Here is a 21,774-nt window from a genome sequence, read left to right as displayed (position 1 = left end):
AAAGTGTAATGCACTAGGATGTCAATTGTTTTATTGAAAATAAAATGAGACCTACTTAATCATTTTTAGTGAAATAGCCTTCATTTGAAACAGCATCTTCACTCACAGTTATACTTGCGGTTTTAAACCAAACTTCGGCATAGTTTCCATCTGCATATTGTTTTTTAAGATCACCATCATGTGTTTCTGCTCCAGAACACCAATTTTTATTGACTTCAGGCGATTTTCCGTTAGTTTGATTGTAACAACCTAACTTAAAAAAACAACCTTCTCCAGTGTAAGCATTTTCACGTTCAACACCATCCTGACCAATTGGTACAAATAATTTTTGTGTTTGCTCAGGGATATCTGCGGTTGTAGTATATTCAGATTTGAGTAAGTTTTTAGTGAATGTTTTAGTGTCATGTCCTTCACTTGTAAATTTTAAATTCATAATACCATCCTTAACAACGATTTCATAACTAAACGCTTCACCCAATGCTATGCCATCTTTAGGTTCTTCAGGATATGAACTTTCATCTGTACCAACAACAGAAAAGTCATTACCCCAAACAGCTGAAGAAAAATCCCATCTTCCAGAATTGTCATCACCTGCAGTGTTTATCTCATAATGCCAAAAAACTGAACCTTTAGTATGACCAGGAAATTTTTTGTAGAATATTTTAAGTGGTTCGTTTTCATGCTTATCAGCACTGTGAATTTGACCAACAACTACAGCGTAAGATGCAGCAACTCGAGCATCTCCAGTTGTAGATACATTCATAACTTTTAATGTAGCGGTTAATTTATCATCAGCAGTTGCTGGATACCATTTTTTTATTTGAGCCAACTCTGTTCTTGTATTGTTAGAAGTACCATGCGTGTCTCCACCATTTGGTGATTTAAAAACAATCCAATCATTGTTATCATCATTTACTGTATAAAAGTAATCTTTGTTCTCAAAATTATTTGCAATACCAGCATTTGAGCCATCACCTAAAATCAATTTCCAATCATCAAAAAACGGAATGACATCACTTGCATAAACAGGTTTTTGAGTGTCTGTTAAATCAGTACTATTTGAAGTTGACGTATTCGTTTTTGTCTTTGTATCATTACAACTACTTAGTATTAATAACATACCAAAGATTAAAGGTAATGCTTGTGATGTGATGGTTTTTTTATTCATATTTTTATTGTTAATTGAATATAAGAGATGCTTAAATTGAGTCAGTTTTAATGCTGAAAAATTATAGTGAGACGAAGTTCGACTATTTTTATGACAAATTCAAGTTTATGAAATTCTCTGAGTTTTATAAAGTCGTGACTTTGGTTAACTACGTTTATTTAGTCTATTTGAGAGAAAATTTTTCTGAAACGCTTTGGTAATTCATCTTTTATAAACAAGTCTTCATTTGTAAAAGGATGCACAAATTTTAATGAGTACGCATGTAAATACATTCCTTTTCCATTTAAGATGAGATGTTGAATTCCGTAATCTTTATCTCCTAAAATTGGGTGTCCAATCTGTGAGAGATGTTTTCGTAATTGATGTCGTCGTCCTGTTTGAGGTTCTAATTGTATCAAATTAAGAGTGCCAAATCGTTTAGAAGACACAGTGTCACAAACTTTATAATGAGACTGTGATGGCTTGTCATCAATATCATGAGTAATAACACCTTGAGAATCCATTTTGCCAATAGTAATAGCATAATAAGTTTTTTCAATGGCTTTGTCTTCAAACAATTTATTCAAAGCACGAATGCTACTACTTGTTTTTCCAGCTAATAAAATTCCTGTGGTCGCAAAATCTAATCTGTGAACAGGTTGTGGTTTTGTAGCATCAGGATGTTTGCTTTTTTTAATATTTCTAACCAAAGCATTAGTAATCGTTTTAAATCTATTGCCACTCACCACAATTCCAGCAGGTTTATGAATCACTGCTAAATAATCATCTTCAAATAATACATTAAGTTGAAGGATAAATTTTTTCTTCGGAATATATTCTTCGGAAATAGATAAACTAATGCATTCTCCACCTTTGATGTAAGTTGCAGTAGATGCTATAACATCATTAACTGTTACGAATTGTTTTTTTAGTGCTTTTTTTAATGCAGATTTGGTTATCGCAGCTTTAAAAATTCCTACACCATATTCTTGTAGTCGAATAGGAGTAAGCAATTTAGGAACGATATGAGTTTCTGTAGTATTGATGTTTTTAATATTTTTATTTGGATGTCAATTTGAATACCAAACGAAGTTCGACAATTTTAGATATACATTCAAGTTTTAATTCCGATAGCTATTGGGATCGAAGCGCACAAAAAAAAAGCATCCACAAATGTGAATGCTTTTCAAGATTGTGTAACAATAAAGTTACGGTTAGTTAGCTATCAATCTATGCTTTTTTAGCTTTCACTACAATTTTTAATTCTATTTCGTCATTTACAAACTTGTCGCCAAGATCATCAAAAACAGATTTTGATCCGTAGTTAACTCCCCATTTTGTTCTATCAATAGTAAATGCTTCACTTTCAATAGTCATCATATCATCTGTATTTGTAATAGTTACAGGGAATGAGATGTTGTGTTTTTGACCTTTTATAGCCAAGTTGCCAGAAAGTCTAGTTTTACCTGCAGCTAAAGCTTCGGTACTAGTAATTTCAAAAGCTGCACTTGGAAATTTAGTAGTATCAAAAAAGTGATTTTCTTTACCTTCAACAGTTCCTTTTAAATGCGCTTCTAAATTTTCTTTTCCATCACCAGCTTCAAGATCTGCAACTGTGATTGACGTCATGTCAATTAAAAACGTTCCACTTTGTAATTTACCGTCGTCTGTTTTAAAGATTCCACTTTCTAAATTAATAGTTCCGTTATGCGTTCCTGTTGGTTTAAAACCTTTCCAAGCAATAGAAGATTCTCCAACATTTGCAATATATTTTTGTGATGAACTTTCACTTATAGCAGCAGCTTCTGCATCACTTGTATTAGCTTCTGCAGCTTTGTCTTTACAACTTGTAAAAGCAATTGCTATTGCTAAAATCATTGAAAATTTTAAAAATTTCGTTCTCATATTCCGTTTTGTTTTAGTGTTTAATTCCTACAAAAATACGCATTGCTTAGTGTATCTGCAATTCCGAAGAAAATATTATGATGACATTTTGACATTTTTATAATAATGGCAGTACTTTTGCAAATCCTAAATCAAAGATTTAAAAATTTTGAGAAAAATGAGTAAAAAAGATAAAAATCAAACTGTAGAAGAACCACAAGTTCAAGACGATATAAATGAGACTGTTGACGAATCTCAAACCCAAGAATTAACAGTAGAAGAGCAGCTTAAAGAAGATTTAGCAAAAGAGAAAGACAAGTTTATGCGTCTTTTTGCCGAATTTGAAAATTATAAAAAACGTACAACTAAAGAGCGTATAGATTTGTTTACAACAGCAAGTGAAGAGGTTATTCTCTCTTTATTGCCTGTTCTTGATGATTTTGAGCGCGCTTTAATGCATATTGAAGACGATAAAGAAGCCGAAGAATTAAGAAAGGGAGTCTTGTTGATCTACAATAAATTGTTATCAACTTTAGAGAAAAAAGGTTTAGCTAAAATTGATGTGCGTCAAGGTGATGCTTTCAATGCAGATAACCACGAAGCGATTACTCAAATCCCTGCACCAACAGAGGATTTAAAAGGTAAAATTATTGATGTTATTGAAAAAGGATATAAACTTGGAGAAAAAGTAATTCGTTTTCCTAAAGTTGTAATCGGACAATAATTAAAAAATAAAATTATAAATCATTTCTTCGGAAATGGTTAAGCATACAGGTATGGCAAAAAGAGATTATTACGAAGTATTAGGTATTAATAAAGGCGCATCTGCTTCAGAAGTAAAGAAAGCTTATCGTAAGATGGCAATTAAATTTCATCCAGATAAAAATCCAGATGATTCAGATGCAGAAGCAAAATTCAAAGAAGCTGCAGAAGCATATGAAGTTTTAAGTGATGCAGACAAAAAAGCACGTTACGACCAATTTGGTCACCAAGCCTTTGATGGTGCTGGTGGCTTTGGAGGAGGTGGTGGTATGAATATGGATGACATATTCAGCCAGTTTGGTGATATCTTTGGTGGAGGAGGTTTCTCTGGCTTTGGAGGCGGTTTTGGTGGAGGCCAAAGACGTGTTAAAGGTAGTAACCTGAGAATTAGAGTGTCTTTAACTTTGGAAGAAATTGCCAATGGTGTTGAGAAAAAAATAAAAGTAAAACGTAAAGTTCAAGCACCAGGAACAACTTATAAAACTTGTTCAACATGTAATGGTCAAGGTCAAGTGACTAGAGTGACCAATACTATTTTAGGTCGTATGCAAACTGCCTCAGCTTGTCCAACATGTGGTGGAGCAGGACAGAGTATTGACAAAAAACCAGCTGATGCTGATGCACAAGGATTAAAAGTACAAGAAGAAACAGTATCTGTAAAAATACCTGCAGGTGTTGTAGATTCGATGCAACTTAAAGTTACAGGAAAAGGTAATGAAGCTCCAGGAAATGGAATATCTGGAGATTTATTAGTCGTTATAGAGGAAAAAGAACACGCAACATTAAAGCGAGAAGGCGATAATCTACATTATGATTTATACGTGAGCTTGCCAGATGCTGTTCTTGGTTCGTCTACTGAAATTGATACCGTTACAGGAAAAGTAAGAATTAAGGTAGATGCAGGAGTGCAATCTGGTAAGATATTACGTTTACGTGGTAAAGGAATTCCGAGTATTAATGGTTACGGAAGTGGAGATTTGTTAGTTCATGTTAATGTTTGGACACCTAAAACATTAAACAAAGAGCAAAAAGCATTTTTTGAAAGCATGAAAAATGATGAACACTTTGACCCAAAACCAGAAAGTACAGATAAATCGTTTTTTGAAAAAGTAAAAGATATGTTTTCATAAGAAGACAGTTTTAATAAAAAACACTATATTTGATTTATCACTAATTTCTATTAGTGATAATTTTTCTTTTTCATAGCAATTTTTTCCCATCCTTAATTTGTTTTAAGGGTGGGTTTTGTTTTTTAATGTAAAAGTCACATTATATGATGATTAACGCTTTTGTTTTTTTGTAATAAAATACTCTTAGAGTTAAAAATTTAAGTGATTAAGCGTGCATTACTTCGTTAACATTTTTATCTTTACCGCTATTAAATTCAACCAATTTATCAATTTATATGAATGACCTACTAGTCGCTGATTCGGTATCAAAAAACTTCGGAGACTTTCGTGCGCTTAACGATGTATCTATTTCAGTTCCAAAAGGAAGTATTTTTGGTTTGTTAGGTCCAAATGGCGCAGGAAAAACAACACTTATTAGGATAATCAACCAAATTACAATGCCAGATACTGGTCGTGTTTTATTAGATGGTGAACCATTAAAACCTGAACACATTAGAAATATTGGCTATCTACCAGAAGAACGAGGACTATACAAATCTATGAAAGTTGGTGAGCAAGCTTTATATCTTGCTCAACTTAAAGGGTTGTCAAAAACGGAAGCTAAACAACGTTTAAAATACTGGTTTGATAAATTAGAAATTGGTGATTGGTGGAATAAAAAAATCCAAGAACTTAGTAAAGGTCAGGCGCAAAAAATACAATTTATTGTAACGGTTTTGCATCAACCTAAACTATTAATTTTTGACGAACCATTTTCAGGTTTTGATCCAATTAATGCAAATCTTATTAAAGATGAGATTCTTCAGCTTAGAGATGAAGGTGCAACTGTAATTTTTTCAACACATCGTATGGAGTCGGTAGAAGAGCTTTGTGATCACATTGCTTTAATTCATAAGTCTAATAAAGTACTAGATGGTAAATTGACAGATATTAAACGTCAATTTAAAACCAACACGTTTGAAGTTGGTTTGCAAACAGATAATGTTGAAGACGTTACTAGAATTATAAAAGAAAAGTTTGAAGCGTTTCCTGCAACATTTAGAAACCTTAATGATGATGTAAAACTCAACATTAAATTAAATGCGACAGATACTTCAAATGACTTATTGTCTTTTTTAACATCAAAAGCAGAAGTGCATCATTTTGTAGAAGTCGTGCCAAGTGCAAGTGATATTTTTATTCAAACTGTAAAGAACAACTAAAATGAACCATTTACCACTCATTATAAAAAGAGAGTATATCACTAAGGTGAAGAACAAGTCGTTTATTGTCATGACGTTTGTTAGTCCATTAATCATGGTTGCATTATTTGCAGTTGTAGCTTACCTATCTCAACTAAATAATGATAAAGATCGTACCATTGCTGTACTAGATGAAACAGGAGTTTTAAGTGACGAATTTGTAAATACAGAGCATACCACATATACTATTTTAACAGATACCAATCTAGAAACTGCAAAAGAACTCACCAAAGCCAAAGAAGATTTTGGATTGCTTTACATTCAAAAAAGTAATGACACTTTAAATATAATATCTGAAGTTCAATTTTTCTCAGATGAGTCACCTTCAATAGGAATCATGACTAGTTTGGAGAAAAAAATAGAAAAGAAATTGTCAGATACTAAATTGTTTAATAATGGAGTAGATATTAAACAAATAGAAGCTTCTGAAACTAATATTACAATTGCACAAGAAACCTTTACAGGAGAAAAAACATCTAAAATAGATAGTTATTTAAAATTAGCTTTTGGAGGAGCAGCAGGTTATTTGCTGTTTATGTTCATTATTATCTACGGAAATATGATCATGCGAAGTGTCATCGAAGAAAAGACTAGTAGAATTATTGAAATTATTATTTCGTCTGTAAAACCTATTCAATTGATGATGGGTAAAATTATAGGAACATCATTAGCAGGAATCACTCAATTTGCAATTTGGGTGCTTTTAGGAAGTGTTTTGATGCTCGTAGCTTCAGCAATTCTTGGTATTAACTTATCAGAGTTGCAAACGCCACAGCAAGAAATGATGACTGAAGCTATGCAAAATCCTGAAATAGCTAATGAGATTCAATTAGGATTACAGTCCTTTTTTAACCTACCAATCGCTAACTTGGTTATTGCATTTATGTTCTTTTTTATCGGAGGATTTTTACTGTACAGTTCATTATATGCTGCAGTTGGTGCAGCTGTCGATAATGAAACAGACACTCAACAGTTTATGATGCCTATTTTAATGCCATTAATTCTAGCGGTTTATGTTGGGATTTTTACTGTTATTGAAGATCCTCATGGTACTGTATCTACAGTATTTTCGTTTATTCCATTTACGTCACCTGTAGTTATGTTAATGCGTATTCCATTTGGAGTTCCTATTTGGCAACAAGTTTTATCGTTTGCTATATTGGTGTGTACATTTGTTTTTACAGTATGGTTTGCTGCTAAAATTTACAGAGTAGGTATACTAATGTATGGTAAAAAGCCTAGTTACAAAGAATTATATAAATGGATTAAATATTAGTAATGGTTCAAGATTTATCTGATATAGAAGATTCAATTACAGAAAGCTCAGCATGGGTAAATTTAAAATCTTTCATGAGTCAACATGTTGATCTTGGTAAAGATATAAGTATTTCCATTTTTGATGTTGTTATCGTTATTACTGTAATTTTTATAACCACTCTTATATTAAGACTATTTTTAAGGCTTATAACCAGAAAACTTCCACCAGAAGATAAGAGTAAGTTCAATGTTGTTTTTGGCTACTTTAGATGGTTAGTGTATCTCGTTATTTTATTAGTGACTTTACATTCAGTTGGTATTAATGTTACAGCTGTATTTGCAGCTTCTGCAGCATTGATGATTGGTATTGGTTTAGCCTTACAAACCTTATTTCAAGATATAATTTCTGGAGTATTTATATTAATTGATCAATCTGTTCATGTTGGAGATATTATTGAAATTGACGGTAAAGTTGGTCGCGTAGAAGAAATTAAATTAAGAACTACAAGAGCAGTAACTATAGATAATAAAGTATTGGTCATCCCTAATCATTTATATTTAGAAAATAGTTTATACAATTGGACACAAAACGGATCCACAACAAGAGAAAATGTTGAAGTTGGAGTAGCTTATGGTAGTGATGTTCAGTTGGTTAAAAAATTGTTGTTACAAGCAGCTAGAACGCATCCTGATGTGATAAGTTCTCCAGAACCAACTGTGGTTTTTACAAATTTTGGAGATAGTTCGTTAGATTTTAAATTAGTTTTCACGCTAGCAGATAGTTTTAAAGCACAATTTCCTAAGAGTGATATACGTTTTGAGATTGATAAGTTATTTAGAGAAAATAACGTGTCTATCCCATTTCCGCAGAGAGATATACATATTATTCAAAAACCTAAATAATACATTCAAAAAAGTAATAAAAAAATATGATTAATAAATCTGGTAAGTGTTTTTGTATTGTGTTTTTGTGCTTTATGTCTCAATTCGCAAATGCACAACTAACAGATTTAGCACGATTAGAATATTCTTTTATTCCAAAGAGCAACTCTCAAGATCAATACACAAGATTAAGAGCATTAGTAAACTATCCTATTGAGACTAATGAAGATTGTTACCTTATTATTGGCGCTGAGTATAACCGCATTCTATTGAATTTAGAAGATGAATATGCGTTTGATACCTCACTTTTTGAAACCATAAATATCATCGATTTAAATATTGGTTACACCTTTAAAACTAGTGAAAAATGGCGATTAGGATTTAAATTTAATCCTAGAATTGCTTCTACGCTCACATCAAAAATCACTTCTGAAGATTTTTTTATAAATGGAGGTGCTTTTGCTATCAATGATAGAACTAAGGATTCAACAGCAAAACGTCCATATCGATTAATTTTAGGATTAACTTATAACGCAACTACAGGTTTACCTTTTCCATTACCGTTTGTGAGTTATTATAGGCGAGTTAATGAAAAATGGTCTTTTAGTGCTGGTGTTCCAAAATCTAATTTAAAGTATTTTTTTACTGAAAAGAGCATGCTACAAACCTTTGTAAGTTTAGATGGTTATTTTGCACATCTACAACGACCTCAAGAAATTAACGGAAAACAAGTAGATAATATTTCTTTATCTGTTGCTGTTGCAGGACTTGGGTATGAATATTGTTTCACTAAACATTTAGTAGCATACATGTATACAGGCTATACATTTAGATTAAATAATGTATTACGTGATGAAAATAGAGATGAAGTTTTTAAATTAGACGATGTAAATGCATTTTATTTAAGAACAGGTTTAAAATTTAAAATATAAAAATGGCGAAGATTTTAGTAATTGAAGACGAAGCAGCAATTAGAAGAGTATTGGTTAAAATACTTTCTGAAGAAAATGATGCCTATGAAGTAGATGAAGCAGAGGATGGACTTGTAGGTATTGAAAAAATAAAAAAGGAAGATTTTGATTTGGTACTTTGTGATATTAAAATGCCAAAAATGGATGGTGTTGAAGTGCTAGAAGCAGTAAAAAAGATAAAACCAGAAATACCAATGGTTATGATATCTGGACACGGTGATTTAGATACTGCTGTAAATACTATGCGTTTAGGTGCTTTTGATTATATCTCAAAACCACCAGATTTAAATAGATTACTCAATACAGTTAGAATTGCACTTGATACTAAAGTTTTAGTGGTTGAGAATAAAATGCTCAAAAAGAAAGTGAGTAAAAAATATGAGATGATTGGCGAGAGTGATGCTATTTCTCATATTAAAGACATGATAGAAAAGGTAGCAGCAACAGATGCTAGAGTTTTAATTACAGGACCAAATGGAACAGGTAAAGAACTCGTTGCACATTGGTTGCATCAAAAAAGCGATCGTTCAAAAGGACCTTTAATTGAGGTTAATTGTGCTGCAATACCATCTGAATTAATAGAAAGTGAATTATTTGGTCACGTTAAAGGTGCATTTACGAGTGCTGTAAAAGATAGAGCAGGTAAATTTGAAGCTGCAAATGGAGGTACGATTTTTCTGGATGAAATTGGAGATATGAGTTTATCTGCTCAAGCTAAAGTTTTAAGAGCTTTACAAGAAAGTCGTATTCAACGAGTTGGTAACGATAAAGACATAAAAGTAGATGTTCGTGTTGTAGCTGCAACAAATAAAAACTTAAAAAAGGAAATAGCTGAAGGCCGTTTTAGAGAAGATTTATACCACAGGCTTGCAGTTATTCTGATAAAAGTTCCTGCTTTAAATGATAGACGTGATGATATTCCGTTGTTGATTAATCATTTTTCAACTAAAATTTCCGAAGAACAAGGAACAGCAAAAAAAGAGTTTTCATCTAAAGCTATAAAATTACTCCAAGAGTATGATTGGACTGGTAATATTAGAGAATTACGAAATGTTATTGAACGTTTAATTATTTTAGGAGAGAAAGAAGTTAGTGAAAATGATGTGAAAATGTTTGCATCTAAATAATAAGATTATGAATACAATTAACATCAATAAATTTAAGGTTACAGATAAAGTTCAGTTAGAAAAAATTGCTACAACTTTTGATTTAAATGCTGATAAAAAAGACATCGAAAACGAACTAGAAAACGTTTGTGAGGATTTAGCTAAAATTCAAAACAGGATGTATGCTCATGGTAAATATGCAGTTCTTATTTGTATTCAAGGTATGGATACTGCTGGGAAAGATAGTATGATTCGTGAAGTATTTAAAGATCTTAATGCCAGAGGTGTTGTGGTGCATAGTTTTAAAGTGCCTACGGAATTAGAACGCAAACACGATTATTTATGGCGTCATTATATAGCGCTTCCTGCTCGTGGAAAATTTGGTGTTTTTAATAGAACACATTACGAAAATGTGCTGGTAACTCGTGTGCATCCAGAATATATTTTGGGAGAAAACTTACCTGATGTTAACTCTGTAGATGATGTAAATGATGCCTTTTGGGATAAACGTTTTAATCAAATTAATAACTTTGAAAAACACATTGCAGATAACGGAACTATCATTTTTAAATTCTATTTGCATCTCTCAAAAGAAGAACAAAAAAATAGATTGTTAAGACGTTTACACAAACCTGAAAAAAATTGGAAATTCTCACCTGCTGATATGGGTGAAAGAAAACTGTGGGATAATTATCAAACGTGTTATAATGATGCCATAAATAGAACCTCTAAAAATCATGCGCCTTGGTATACAATTCCTGCAGATGATAAGCCTACAGCACGACTTATTGTTGCTAAAATTTTGCATGATACTCTTGCACAATATAAAGATATTGTAGAGCCAGAATTAGATGATAAGGTAAAAGCTAATCTCGATGAGTATATCAAAGAATTAGAAAATGAGTAATCTGTTTTTTTAAGTTTTCTTTTTAATTGTTACTTATATAAAATACTATCTTTAGGCTTCATTGAAAAAAAACGTCTCATGAAGCACATTCTTATTGCTGTATTTCTATTTACAACGGTTCAAATTTCTGCACAAACAGATGCGGAAAATCTTAAAAAAATCTATTCCAATTCTTTAACAAATGGTATGAGTTACCAATGGTTAGATCATTTGTCTAATCAAATTGGTGGACGACTATCAGGCTCATTAAATGCAGAAAAAGCAGTAAAATACACCAAAGAAGAGTTAGAGAAATTAGGCCTTGATAAAGTGTGGTTGCAACCTGTAATGGTGCCACGTTGGGTTAGAGGTGCTCCAGAGTTTGCTTATTTTGAAACGTCTCCAGGAGTCACTACAAATGTTAATATTTGTGCGCTTGGAGGTTCTATTGCAACACCAAATGGAGGTATAAAAGCTAAAATTATAGAGGTTGCAACTTATGAGGATATAAAAACTTTAGGTCGAGAAAAAGTAGAAGGAAAAATAGTATTCATAAACAGACCAATGCAAGCCGATTTGATAAACACCTTTGAGGCTTATGGTGGTTGTTCTGTAGAGCGTTATGCTGGAGCTGCTGAAGCTGCAAAATATGGTGCTGTTGGGACCATTGTTAGGTCTTTGAATTTGAGATTGGATGATTATCCGCACACAGGAAGCATGGGTTATGGCGATTTGCCAAACAGTCAACGTATTCCGTCTGCTGCAATTAGTACTAATGATGCCGAATTATTAAGCGGAATGATCGCACTAAATAAAAACCTTAATTTCTTTTTCCGTCAAAACTGTAAACAACTCGCAGATGTACAATCTTATAACGTCATTGGTGAAATTACAGGAAGTGAATTTCCAAATGAAATTATCGTAGTTGGTGGTCATTTAGATTCTTGGGATTTAGGTGATGGTTCTCATGATGATGGAGCAGGAGTAGTACAGTCTATGGATGTGCTACGTTTATTAAAAGAAAGTGGGATTCGTCCTAAACGTACTATTAGAGCTGTTTTATTTATGAATGAAGAAAACGGTTTGCGTGGTGGAAAAAAATATGCTGAGGTCGCAAAATCAAAAAATGAAAAGCATGTATTTGCTTTAGAAAGTGATTCTGGCGGATTTACTCCTCGTGGTTTTAGTTTTCAATGTGGTGAAGCGATGTTAGCAAAAATTCAAAGTTGGAGGCCATTGTTTAAACCCTATTTGATTCACTTTTTTGAAGCGGGTTACAGTGGTGCAGATATTGGACCCTTAAAAGATGATAATATTGTTTTAGCTGGTTTACGTCCAGATTCTCAACGTTATTTTGATCATCATCACGCAGCAAATGATACGTTTGAACATGTTAATAAACGAGAATTAGAGTTAGGTGCAGCCTCAATGACAGCTCTAATTTATTTAATGGATACCTATGGAACTGATACTATTTCTAACGATTTAGAATTAAGAGATTAACACTAAACCTAAATCATTTGTTTGCTGAATTATTAGCTGAATTGCTAGAATGGTGTCTTGATATTAAGTTCTGGTTTAAAAAGCGGAAACGACGAAAATTCGAGAAAGCCCATAACATTCCGAAGAAAACAATGTGGTATCCTTCACAAAAGTTAGGTGTTCTTTATTTGATGGTAATGTTATTTTCTGCTATCATTTTTATGGTTTTTGTTTTTCCTAATATTAAAAATAACAACACAAAAAAACGACTTTCAAAAATAGTAATGCTATTAGAAAAAGAGAAGAAAGAAATAGGAGCATATCCCATTGAATTAAAAACTATTATTAGAAATAATCCGTTATTAAAAGGCATTACAAAAGATGACTGGAAAAATGAATTCTACTATAAATTATCAGATGATGGTTTAACGTATAATTTATTTTCCCTCGGAAAAGATAACACTCCAAATACAGACGATGACATTACATTAAAGCAATAAATACAAATAACATGAAACATATTTACTTAATTATAATACTATTGATGTCAACGATGAGCTTTGCGCAAGACGTTTCCGAAGCGGAAATTCCGTATTATGAAATCCCAGAATATTCTAAAGAATTTACAGCAGGAACAGTTGCAGCACGTATGGTTGATGCTCTAGGTTTTAGATTTTATTGGTCTAGTGAAGGCTTAACAGAAACCGATTTAGCGCACAAGCCAAATGATGATGTGCGTTCTACTGCAGAGACTATAGATCATATTTTAGATTTGTCTTATATCATAGTAAACTCTACTTTGAAGAAACCAAATGATAAAGTTGATACATCTAAAATGCTATATGCAGAAAAACGTAAACAAGCCTTGATAAATCTAAAAACAGCTGCAGATATTTTAAGAGCTAGTGATGATATTTCACAGTATAAAATTATTTTTGGTGAGAATGAAATTCCGTTTTGGAATCAGGTAAATGGTCCAATTGCAGATGCGATTTGGCATTGTGGACAGTTAGCGTCTTTTAGAAGATCTTCTGGAAATCCTATTAATCCAAAAGTAAATCATTTTAGAGGAACTGTTAAGCAATAAACTTTAATTAGAAGTTTAGATTGTAATATAAAAGTCTTATTTTTCTTGTAAAATTATTCCTACTATGAAATTTGTAAAAGAGAAAATAGTTTTAATTGCTTTTATTCTGTTCCCTATACTATGCATATCTCAAAATGCGCAAGAGTTATTGTGTAAAATAATAGACAGTAAAACGAGTGAACCTGTGATGTTTGCTTCTGTTGCTGTGAAGGATCAAAATGTAGGAGTTATCTCTGATGATGATGGTAGTTTTAGATTGCCAATAACTTATAAAGTGGATAATACAATTATTATCATCTCGTGTATTGGATATAAAACCTTAGAAATTGATGTCAATACATTATCAGGGAATTCTCTAAATATTATTAAATTAAATCCTCAGATAGAATCACTTGCAGTAGTAACAATTATTGCAGAGAAAGATCCTAAAAGAGCAAAAGAAGATTATGTTCCGGTTAGAGATATTGTGAGAAATGCAATTCAAAATATTCCTTTAAATTACCCAACAAATCCGCACTCTTATATTGGTTATTATCGAGAATATCAAGTGTTAAATAACAGATATTTTAATCTTAATGAAGGCATTATGGAAGAGTTTGATGCTGGTTTTCAAACTAATAAAATTTTCTATAAAGACAATAAAGCTGCACTATATAGTTTTAATAAAAATACTGAATTCCCTCAAGATACTGTATTGTCTAATTCCTATGATAATAAAAACTTGAAGTTCATAGAGCAAGCTACAATCACTGGTTTTGGTGGTAATGAATTGAGTATTTTAAATATGCATAATCCTATTAGGAATTATGAGAAAAAATCATTTTCATTTGTAAATGTTTTTAAAGAAGATTTTCTATATAATCACGTATTTAGATTGACTAATAAAACCTATTTGGACGGTAAGCCTATTTATGAAATAAAATTTTACGCTACGGAAGCTGCAGCAGGTGCTAAAAACTCAGCAACAGGCGTTATATATATAGCTTATGATACATTTGCAATTCATAAAATTGAATATAATGGCTATGAATTAAAAAACGAGAAGCCTTTTTATTCTTCAACGGTAGAGTATGTGCCGAGGCATGGTAAAATGTATCTTAATTATGTGTCATTCTATAACTCTTTTAAAGCTAAAAGTGATAATGGTTTTAAAGTTAATACAGTAGAGTTTGATGCCAACGATAATGCTTTTTTTGTAACTCTAAGTAACGACATTGATAAAAAAACAATTACTAAAAAAAATCGTTTCAAATTTGAATATAATAACGAGCGATTAAAAATTGCGAGTGTAGATTTAATATCAAATAGAAAACTCAAGATTACATTGAGTGAAGAGTTGTCTAAAGACGAAATTGAAGATTTTAAATCAATGAAAGGTATTGAGTATAAGTTAAGGAAGATTTCAGATTTAGCTGGACGACAATTAAATGAGCTATCTTTTATTGATGCAGATCAATTTAGAGAATATTTTGTACAAGAGGTTTTTGAAAATAGGGAGTTGCCAGATAATTTAATATTTGTTAATAAAATTATGTCGCTCAGAAAATCCAAGATAAATAGTAACGCTCTAGATTTAGATAAATACTGGATTAACTCTCCACTAAAGAGTACTAAGAATTAGGAGATACTTGATCATTAAACTCATCTAGATTTAACACTAATGATGTGATTCTTAAATTTATATAAAATATTTTCAACTAAAACGAATTGTTTTAAAAACAGTTCTAATTGTTCAATCTTCCAATAGAATAATCCTCCAAAGGTTCATCATAGACAAAAGAGGCGTAACCTTCAGAAATCGTTAGTAATCCTTCATCTGTTTGAATAGATCCTGAAAAATTAGCTTCAAAACAATATGGATTATTAGAAATCACCTGACTGCTAAAATCACCTTCAGAAAAAATGATAACAGCATCTGAATTATAAATCAATTGTGTGATAACATTTTCTCCAGTGTCTTTAAAAAGAATCGTAATTTTTAAATAGCTGTGATAACCTGCAGAATCGTCCACAGAATTATAAAAAAAATCTAGCTCATGTCGTCCACTAGGTAATAAATGCAGTCCATATCCATATTTGACAAATTGAATCTCGTTACCATCGATTGTGATATTTGCCACAGAGTCAACAACATTACAAGATGGTGAGTCATCATCATTTCCGCAGGATGTTAAAACTAATGCTGCTAGAACAATTAAAATTTTTTTCATATCAAAGAATAATCTCTAATGTAGGACTTTTCTATATATTAATCTCTACCTGATTATTCAAAATATCATCAAAAGTTTCACGCTTTCTAATAAGGTGTGCTTTTTTATTATACCACAGTACTTCTGCAGGACGATAACGCGAATTGTAATTAGAAGCCATAGAGTAACAATAGGCTCCTGCATTTTTAAACGCTAAAATATCATCTTCTTTTATTTCTGAAATTCGCCTGTTATTAGCAAACGTATCGGTTTCACAGATATAACCAACAACAGAGTAAAAGCGTTCTCGACCAGTTGGATTAGAAATATTAATAATCTCATGTTGTGATCCGTAAAGCATTGGTCTAATTAAATGGTTAAATCCAGAATCTACTTGAGCAAAAACAGTAGACGTCGTTTGTTTTACAACATTTACCTTAGTTAAGAAATAACCAGCTTCACTTACCAAGAATTTTCCAGGTTCAAAAGCTAAGGTTAAGGGTTTTCCGTAGGCTTTGCAGAATTCATTAAAACGTTTTGATAATTTCTCTCCTAACTCCTCAATATTGGTTTCAATATCACCTTCTTTATAAGGGACTTTAAATCCAGATCCAAAATCAATAAACTCTAAGTTTTTAAAGTTTTTAGCCGTATCAAATAATATTTCACTTGCGTATAAAAACACATCAATATCAAGAATATCACTTCCAGTGTGCATGTGTATGCCGTTAATATTCATTTTTGTGTTTTCAACGATTCTGAGTAAATGCGGAATTTGATGAATAGAAATCCCAAACTTACTATCAATATGTCCAACGGAAATATTAGTATTTCCACCAGCCATAACATGTGGATTTATTCTGATACAAACAGGAACTTTTGGATGCTTCGTTCCAAATTGTTCTAAAACTGAAAGATTATCAATATTAATTTGAACGCCTAGTTTTGCAGCTTTTTCAATTTCCGCTAAAGACACTCCATTAGGTGTAAAAATGATTTGTTCTGGTTTAAAACCAGCTTTTAATCCCAATTGAACTTCTTGTATAGAAACCGTATCTAATCCTGAACCTAATTGATTAAACAATTTTAAAACCGTAATATTTGACAATGCTTTAACAGCATAGTTTAATTTTAATTTTTTGACCTTACTAAATGCAGATGTTAATCGTTTATACTGAAATTGGATTCTCTCAGCATCATAAACATAAACCGGACTTCCATAGTCTGCAGCAATTTGTAATAAGGTATTGTGTTCCATTTGATTTTATTCTTAAAATTTATTTAAGCATCAAATGTATATGTAAACGTCAGTTAAAACATAAAAAATGAAAAAATATTGCTAATTTTACACAAAATGTTAAATAGTTAACAATTATAGTTTATGAAGACAATTGCTTCCTGTGTACAAGACATTATTGTATCAAGTCCTTTTTTAGAAGAAGGCTTGTCTAGACAGATTATTAATTTTTCTGCTTTAGCAAAAGACCTGAACAAGCCAATTTCAGAAATGCTACGTAAACCAGTGAAAGATGGAGCGATTATGATGGCTTTACGACGTTATCATCAGCCTTTAAATCTTGAAAATTCAGTTCGCTTAAAAAAGGTATTTAAAAATTTAGGGGATATTACGGTACGTTCAAATCTCAGTGATTTTACATTTCAGAATTCAAAGACATTAATCCATAGTCATTCTCGAGTTTTAGAAAAAATTAGTGCTAATCATCAAATATTCTACGCCTTTACTCGTGGTATGTTTGAAAGTAATATTATTATCTCAACGTCAGAAAAGGATAGTGTTTTAAAGGCGTTCAAGAATGAGACTCAAATTGGTTTTCAGGATAAATTAAGTGCGATTAGTATTTATCTGCCAGATGGCAATTCTAAAATTGCTGGATTATATTATCAAATATTTAAGCGTTTGGCTTGGGAAAATATTACCTTATATGAAGTCGTTTCTACAACCAATGAATTTACAATTGTGGTTGAAGATGAGTTGGTAGATAGAGCATTTTCTGTAATTAAGCGTTTAAAAGATTGATGTTTAAACTAAAATGAACAGTTTAAATGAGTTCATGATAAAAACTATTGGTAAAAACCTTTAGTATGTTTATTTTTGTGGCTATTACAACTATTTTAATGACTTCGGTCCCGATAGCTATCGAGATTAAAGCGAAGACAAACTATAAATTTTAAAGATTTCCTTTTACAAGGAAAATATAAATAGATAATTTATTATGAATTTACACGAATATCAAGGAAAAGAATTATTAAGCAGTTTTGGCGTACGTATTCAACGTGGTATTGTTGCACAAAATGCTGATGAAGCAGTAGCTGCAGCTAAAAAATTAACCGAAGATACTGGTACAGGTTGGCACGTGATTAAAGCACAGGTTCATGCAGGTGGACGTGGAAAAGGTGGTGGAGTAAAGCTAGCTAAAAGCCTTGATGAAGTAAAAACAATCGCAGGACAGATTATTGGGATGGACTTAGTAACACCTCAAACATCTGCTGAAGGTAAACGTGTTCACCAAGTTTTAGTCGCAGAAGATGTGTACTATCCTGGAGCTTCTGAACCAGAAGAATACTATATGTCTGTACTTTTAAATAGAGGTACTGGTCGTAATATGATTATGTATTCTACAGAAGGTGGAATGGATATTGAAACTGTAGCTGAGGAAACTCCGCATTTAATTTTCCATGAAGAAATTGATCCTGCAACAGGAATCTTACCGTTTCAAGCACGTAAAATTGCTTTTAACTTAGGATTATCTGGAGCAGCATTTAAAGACATGACAAAATTTGTGACTGCTTTATATACAGCTTATGACAAATCTGATTCTTCATTATTTGAAATTAACCCAGTGTTAAAAACAAGTGATGACAAAATTATGGCTGTAGATGCCAAAGTATCTTTAGATGATAACTCATTATTTAGACATAAAGATTTAGCTGCTTTACGTGATTTACGTGAAGAAAATCCTATAGAAGTTGAAGCTGGAGAGCATGGATTAAATTATGTTGACCTTGACGGAAACGTTGGTTGTATGGTTAATGGTGCAGGTTTAGCAATGGCAACGATGGATTTAATTAAGCAAGCAGGAGGAGAGCCAGCTAACTTTTTAGATGTTGGTGGTACTGCAGATGCTGCAAGAGTAGAAATTGCATTTGAACTGATTTTAAGAGATCCAGCTGTAAAAGCAATTTTGATTAACATTTTTGGTGGTATCGTTCGTTGTGATCGTGTTGCTCAAGGTGTGATTGATGCATACAAAAACATGGGTAATATTAATGTACCAATTATTGTACGTTTACAAGGAACCAATGCAGATATCGCTAAGAAATTAATTGATGAATCTGGATTAGCAGTAATGAGTGCTACAGAATTTCAAGAAGCTGCAGATAAAGTTCAGCAAGTATTAGCATAAAACTTCTTTAATTATAATATACAGACCTATTGTGTTTTTGACATAATAGGTCTTTTTTTTACGCAACCTTTTCTAATTTTTTGCATCTAATAATAAAAGTATCACATCATGAAAAATTTAGGAGTATATATTGTAATGGTATTTTCATTATTTGCTTGCTCAGATGATGACAAAGCAAAAATCACAGATGCCGAATTAATAGGAACTTGGAAACTCTCGCAAGTGTATATGGATCCAGGTGATGGAAGTGGAGACTTTACAAATGTAGATAGTGAAAAGACGATAACATTTCTATCTGAAGGAACTATAAACTCAAATGCAGATTTATGTGGTATATCTTCGGAAATTGGCCAACCCTCAACAGGAACTTTTTCAGAAACGGAAATGACAATTACAGTTCAGGATTGTGATGTCTCTCCATTTGAGCTTTTATTTGAAATTGAAGGGAACCATTTAATTGTCTCTTATTTTTGTATAGAAGCATGCCAAGAAAAGTATGTGAAGCTATGATGAAGATGTAGTAGTTAATGGCGTTTCTGTTTAATTAAATCTTCTAAACAGGTTTTAAATAAATAACCTAGTTGTTCATTTTCTGCATAAATTAAAGGATAGATATTGTCATAAATTTCTTGATTTAATTCATTTTCTGGATGTGAACTATCAAATATAAAACGGAAGACACTTTTAATGTCTGTTTCATTTCGTTGTAATAAAATAGCACAAATTGTTTTGGTATCTGTTTCTAGTCGTTCGTAGATTTGAAATCCGTTTTTATTATAATCTGCTCCATAAAAACCATCAACACACATATTAATGTACTTATTATAATATTGATTAAGTTCGATAGATTCTAGTTTGCTATAAAAAGAAATAAACCGATGGATACCATTATCAATTGGTGGTAATTTATCTGTCTCTCTACTATTTACTTCGTCTACATATAAAAGGTCAAGCATACCATCATTTGAGTTTGGTATCGCACAAAAGAACTGATGTTCAAATTCAATTTTGGCTTTGCCATGAGAGTTTTGAGCTTTTTCTATAAGGCTATCAAGTAATTCAATATGTTTTGTGTCTAAGGTAATTAGTGTCGAATCACAATCCATTGGATGAATTGAGGTCAATTTAGATTGAGCACTGCACCACAAAGGTAGTATGAAAAATAATATGTGAACTTTTCTTAGATTCATTATCAATATAACCTACAATCTGCTTTGAGATTATAATTTAAGCCTTCTTTTTTTCTCCTTTTTTTGGCATTGGTCCACGTAAATGAATGATTAATGCATTTAGAAAATTTCTTAAAACTTGATCACCACACTCCATATAATTAGGATGATCTTCTCGTCTAAACATCGCATTGAGTTCGCTTTTTGTCATTCTAAAGTCAACGAGTTCTAATATTTTTATAATATCATTATCACGTAGTTTGTGTGCTACTCTTAGTTTTTTAAATATGTCGTTGTTTGTCATTTTTGTTGTTTTTAGCTATTGGCTTTCCGTCTTTAGCTCAATTTAAATATCTAATGAGTTTATTATAGTTCGGTCACTGAGCTTGTCTAAGTGACACTGTAATTAAAAAGTCATTAAAAAGTTTATAGTCTATAAATCAAAAATAAAAAGGCTAGTTTTTATATCATTTTTGACTTCATACGAAAGTAATTAAAATTTAATGATTTTGTAACATGTAGTTCATCGATAATGATTTCTGAAAGTTTAAAAATCGACGAACGGCAACGTGTTTTTAAATTGCTGAAAATCAATACTTTGTATTTTTATCTAGTATAAACGTAGGAAAAGTGCGACGAACGACACGAAATTATTCGATAAGCTACTTGGTATCAACGATTATAACTTAAAGTTACTTGTTAAATTTATAAAAAGTAAAAATCATGAATCCCTCGCATATGATAAATCGTGTAGAAAAGCTTAGCTTACTTTCAGAAATGATAGCATTTGCCCAAGCAGACGAAAATATAAAATCCATTGAATATAAATTCTTGTTTAGTATTGCTAAGCAATTAGAAATATCAAAAGACGACTTCGATTATTTATTTGAACATCCTGTAACTTACGTACATTTAAAATCGCACAGTGAGCGTATTGTACAATTTCATAGGTTAGTTTTATTAATGAATCTCGATAAACATATTTCTAGTAAAGAATTAGTGAAACTTCACAATTTTGGGCTACGAATGGGTTTAAGTCACGAATCTATAAATCGTGTTTTAGATCTCATGGAAAGTTTTCCTAATAAAATGGTTCCACCAGATTTCTTGATTGATATTTTTAAAGTTCAATACAATTGATACATGTGTTCTCACA

At 31.7% G+C, this 21,774-nt stretch carries 23 protein-coding genes; 16 read left to right on the top strand and 7 right to left on the bottom strand.

Annotation, left to right across the window (positions count from 1 at the left end):
• Window positions 1–55: 55 nt before the first annotated feature.
• The 3 genes from WNY78_RS04320 to WNY78_RS04310 all read right to left on the bottom strand — a co-directional run bounded on the left by WNY78_RS04320 (window position 56) and on the right by WNY78_RS04310 (window position 3,052).
• On the bottom strand, window positions 56–1,168 hold the full coding sequence (locus WNY78_RS04320; RefSeq protein ID WP_342871959.1) for a polysaccharide lyase family 7 protein: 1,113 nt from the start codon (window positions 1,166–1,168) through the stop codon (window positions 56–58).
• Window positions 1,169–1,326: 158 nt separating this feature from the next.
• Complete coding sequence (locus WNY78_RS04315) at window positions 1,327–2,160, bottom strand: RluA family pseudouridine synthase (RefSeq protein ID WP_342871958.1); 834 nt, start codon at window positions 2,158–2,160, stop codon at window positions 1,327–1,329.
• A gap of 217 nt (window positions 2,161–2,377) precedes the next feature.
• Complete coding sequence (locus WNY78_RS04310) at window positions 2,378–3,052, bottom strand: YceI family protein (protein WP_342871957.1); 675 nt, start codon at window positions 3,050–3,052, stop codon at window positions 2,378–2,380.
• A gap of 157 nt (window positions 3,053–3,209) precedes the next feature.
• Here WNY78_RS04310 and WNY78_RS04305 point away from each other — a divergent pair, with 157 nt between their 5' ends.
• The 12 genes from WNY78_RS04305 to WNY78_RS04250 all read left to right on the top strand — a co-directional run bounded on the left by WNY78_RS04305 (window position 3,210) and on the right by WNY78_RS04250 (window position 15,456).
• Window positions 3,210–3,755, top strand: coding sequence for a nucleotide exchange factor GrpE (locus WNY78_RS04305; protein ID WP_342871956.1), 546 nt, complete (start codon window positions 3,210–3,212; stop codon window positions 3,753–3,755).
• A gap of 52 nt (window positions 3,756–3,807) precedes the next feature.
• A complete protein-coding gene (dnaJ, locus tag WNY78_RS04300) occupies window positions 3,808–4,923 on the top strand; it encodes a molecular chaperone DnaJ (RefSeq protein ID WP_342871955.1) in 1,116 nt (371 codons plus the stop codon).
• Between the two features lie 275 nt (window positions 4,924–5,198).
• Entirely contained in the window at window positions 5,199–6,125 is a 927-nt protein-coding gene (locus WNY78_RS04295) for an ABC transporter ATP-binding protein (protein WP_342871954.1), read from the top strand.
• Window position 6,126: 1 nt separating this feature from the next.
• Window positions 6,127–7,440: an ABC transporter permease gene (locus WNY78_RS04290; protein WP_342871953.1), complete on the top strand. Its 1,314-nt coding sequence runs from the start codon at window positions 6,127–6,129 to the stop codon at window positions 7,438–7,440.
• 2 nt (window positions 7,441–7,442) lie between these two features.
• On the top strand, window positions 7,443–8,324 hold the full coding sequence (locus WNY78_RS04285; RefSeq protein WP_342871952.1) for a mechanosensitive ion channel domain-containing protein: 882 nt from the start codon (window positions 7,443–7,445) through the stop codon (window positions 8,322–8,324).
• A 26-nt stretch (window positions 8,325–8,350) separates the two neighbouring features.
• Window positions 8,351–9,235 (top strand): DUF6268 family outer membrane beta-barrel protein, encoded by an 885-nt coding sequence (locus tag WNY78_RS04280; protein WP_342871951.1) that lies wholly within the window; start codon window positions 8,351–8,353, stop codon window positions 9,233–9,235.
• A gap of 2 nt (window positions 9,236–9,237) precedes the next feature.
• A complete protein-coding gene (locus WNY78_RS04275; RefSeq protein WP_342871950.1) occupies window positions 9,238–10,401 on the top strand; it encodes a sigma-54 dependent transcriptional regulator in 1,164 nt (387 codons plus the stop codon).
• A gap of 7 nt (window positions 10,402–10,408) precedes the next feature.
• Window positions 10,409–11,287: a PPK2 family polyphosphate kinase gene (locus WNY78_RS04270; protein ID WP_342871949.1), complete on the top strand. Its 879-nt coding sequence runs from the start codon at window positions 10,409–10,411 to the stop codon at window positions 11,285–11,287.
• A 78-nt stretch (window positions 11,288–11,365) separates the two neighbouring features.
• Complete coding sequence (locus tag WNY78_RS04265) at window positions 11,366–12,769, top strand: M20/M25/M40 family metallo-hydrolase (RefSeq protein WP_342871948.1); 1,404 nt, start codon at window positions 11,366–11,368, stop codon at window positions 12,767–12,769.
• Between the two features lie 17 nt (window positions 12,770–12,786).
• On the top strand, window positions 12,787–13,248 hold the full coding sequence (locus WNY78_RS04260; protein WP_342871947.1) for a type II secretion system protein GspG: 462 nt from the start codon (window positions 12,787–12,789) through the stop codon (window positions 13,246–13,248).
• Window positions 13,249–13,259: 11 nt separating this feature from the next.
• Window positions 13,260–13,835, top strand: coding sequence for a hypothetical protein (locus WNY78_RS04255; protein WP_342871946.1), 576 nt, complete (start codon window positions 13,260–13,262; stop codon window positions 13,833–13,835).
• 64 nt (window positions 13,836–13,899) lie between these two features.
• A complete protein-coding gene (locus WNY78_RS04250) occupies window positions 13,900–15,456 on the top strand; it encodes a carboxypeptidase-like regulatory domain-containing protein (RefSeq protein ID WP_342871945.1) in 1,557 nt (518 codons plus the stop codon).
• A gap of 103 nt (window positions 15,457–15,559) precedes the next feature.
• Here WNY78_RS04250 and WNY78_RS04245 read toward each other — a convergent pair whose 3' ends face one another.
• The gene (locus WNY78_RS04245; RefSeq protein WP_342871944.1) at window positions 15,560–16,045 is read right to left on the bottom strand and encodes a hypothetical protein; all 486 of its coding nucleotides are present in this window, start codon (window positions 16,043–16,045) and stop codon (window positions 15,560–15,562) included.
• Window positions 16,046–16,076: 31 nt separating this feature from the next.
• Window positions 16,077–17,282, bottom strand: a complete 1,206-nt coding sequence (gene lysA / locus WNY78_RS04240) for a diaminopimelate decarboxylase (protein WP_342871943.1) — start codon at window positions 17,280–17,282, stop codon at window positions 16,077–16,079.
• 123 nt (window positions 17,283–17,405) lie between these two features.
• On the opposite strand from lysA, the gene WNY78_RS04235 reads away from it, so the two are divergent.
• From WNY78_RS04235 to WNY78_RS04225, 3 genes are all read left to right on the top strand, one after another.
• Complete coding sequence (locus tag WNY78_RS04235; protein WP_342871942.1) at window positions 17,406–18,062, top strand: hypothetical protein; 657 nt, start codon at window positions 17,406–17,408, stop codon at window positions 18,060–18,062.
• 196 nt (window positions 18,063–18,258) lie between these two features.
• The gene (sucC, locus tag WNY78_RS04230) at window positions 18,259–19,449 is read left to right on the top strand and encodes an ADP-forming succinate--CoA ligase subunit beta (protein ID WP_342871941.1); all 1,191 of its coding nucleotides are present in this window, start codon (window positions 18,259–18,261) and stop codon (window positions 19,447–19,449) included.
• 108 nt (window positions 19,450–19,557) lie between these two features.
• On the top strand, window positions 19,558–19,959 hold the full coding sequence (locus WNY78_RS04225; RefSeq protein ID WP_342871940.1) for a hypothetical protein: 402 nt from the start codon (window positions 19,558–19,560) through the stop codon (window positions 19,957–19,959).
• 14 nt (window positions 19,960–19,973) lie between these two features.
• Here WNY78_RS04225 and WNY78_RS04220 read toward each other — a convergent pair whose 3' ends face one another.
• Window positions 19,974–20,573: a hypothetical protein gene (locus WNY78_RS04220; protein ID WP_342871939.1), complete on the bottom strand. Its 600-nt coding sequence runs from the start codon at window positions 20,571–20,573 to the stop codon at window positions 19,974–19,976.
• Window positions 20,574–20,676: 103 nt separating this feature from the next.
• Window positions 20,677–20,922 carry a DUF1456 family protein gene (locus WNY78_RS04215; protein WP_342871938.1) on the bottom strand — a complete coding sequence of 82 codons (246 nt, stop codon included), beginning with the start codon at window positions 20,920–20,922 and terminating at the stop codon, window positions 20,677–20,679.
• Window positions 20,923–21,356: 434 nt separating this feature from the next.
• Between WNY78_RS04215 and WNY78_RS04210 the strand changes: the two genes are divergently transcribed.
• A complete protein-coding gene (locus WNY78_RS04210; protein ID WP_342872326.1) occupies window positions 21,357–21,758 on the top strand; it encodes a TerB family tellurite resistance protein in 402 nt (133 codons plus the stop codon).
• Window positions 21,759–21,774: the final 16 nt, after the last annotated feature.

The organism is Psychroserpens sp. AS72, assembly GCF_038900375.1.
Taxonomy (GTDB): Bacteria; Bacteroidota; Bacteroidia; order Flavobacteriales; family Flavobacteriaceae; genus Psychroserpens.
The sequence above is the reverse complement of the archived record's forward strand: the minus strand, read 5'-3'. Positions and strand labels throughout refer to the sequence as shown.

Excerpts from the sequence above, each read along its gene's own strand:
- WNY78_RS04290 (WP_342871953.1), top strand. The coding sequence starts at position 6,127 with ATGAACCATTTACCACTCATTATAAAAAGAGAGTATATCACTAAGGTG.
- WNY78_RS04295 (WP_342871954.1), top strand. The coding sequence starts at position 5,199 with ATGAATGACCTACTAGTCGCTGATTCGGTATCAAAAAACTTCGGAGAC.
- WNY78_RS04215 (WP_342871938.1), bottom strand. The coding sequence starts at position 20,922 with ATGACAAACAACGACATATTTAAAAAACTAAGAGTAGCACACAAACTA.
- lysA (WP_342871943.1), bottom strand. The coding sequence starts at position 17,282 with ATGGAACACAATACCTTATTACAAATTGCTGCAGACTATGGAAGTCCG.
- WNY78_RS04275 (WP_342871950.1), top strand. The coding sequence starts at position 9,238 with ATGGCGAAGATTTTAGTAATTGAAGACGAAGCAGCAATTAGAAGAGTA.
- WNY78_RS04305 (WP_342871956.1), top strand. The coding sequence starts at position 3,210 with ATGAGTAAAAAAGATAAAAATCAAACTGTAGAAGAACCACAAGTTCAA.
- WNY78_RS04320 (WP_342871959.1), bottom strand. The coding sequence starts at position 1,168 with ATGAATAAAAAAACCATCACATCACAAGCATTACCTTTAATCTTTGGT.
- WNY78_RS04310 (WP_342871957.1), bottom strand. The coding sequence starts at position 3,052 with ATGAGAACGAAATTTTTAAAATTTTCAATGATTTTAGCAATAGCAATT.
- WNY78_RS04280 (WP_342871951.1), top strand. The coding sequence starts at position 8,351 with ATGATTAATAAATCTGGTAAGTGTTTTTGTATTGTGTTTTTGTGCTTT.
- sucC (WP_342871941.1), top strand. The coding sequence starts at position 18,259 with ATGAATTTACACGAATATCAAGGAAAAGAATTATTAAGCAGTTTTGGC.
- WNY78_RS04270 (WP_342871949.1), top strand. The coding sequence starts at position 10,409 with ATGAATACAATTAACATCAATAAATTTAAGGTTACAGATAAAGTTCAG.
- WNY78_RS04225 (WP_342871940.1), top strand. The coding sequence starts at position 19,558 with ATGAAAAATTTAGGAGTATATATTGTAATGGTATTTTCATTATTTGCT.
- WNY78_RS04235 (WP_342871942.1), top strand. The coding sequence starts at position 17,406 with ATGAAGACAATTGCTTCCTGTGTACAAGACATTATTGTATCAAGTCCT.
- dnaJ (WP_342871955.1), top strand. The coding sequence starts at position 3,808 with ATGGCAAAAAGAGATTATTACGAAGTATTAGGTATTAATAAAGGCGCA.
- WNY78_RS04255 (WP_342871946.1), top strand. The coding sequence starts at position 13,260 with ATGAAACATATTTACTTAATTATAATACTATTGATGTCAACGATGAGC.
- WNY78_RS04245 (WP_342871944.1), bottom strand. The coding sequence starts at position 16,045 with ATGAAAAAAATTTTAATTGTTCTAGCAGCATTAGTTTTAACATCCTGC.
- WNY78_RS04210 (WP_342872326.1), top strand. The coding sequence starts at position 21,357 with ATGATAAATCGTGTAGAAAAGCTTAGCTTACTTTCAGAAATGATAGCA.
- WNY78_RS04285 (WP_342871952.1), top strand. The coding sequence starts at position 7,443 with ATGGTTCAAGATTTATCTGATATAGAAGATTCAATTACAGAAAGCTCA.
- WNY78_RS04250 (WP_342871945.1), top strand. The coding sequence starts at position 13,900 with ATGAAATTTGTAAAAGAGAAAATAGTTTTAATTGCTTTTATTCTGTTC.
- WNY78_RS04265 (WP_342871948.1), top strand. The coding sequence starts at position 11,366 with ATGAAGCACATTCTTATTGCTGTATTTCTATTTACAACGGTTCAAATT.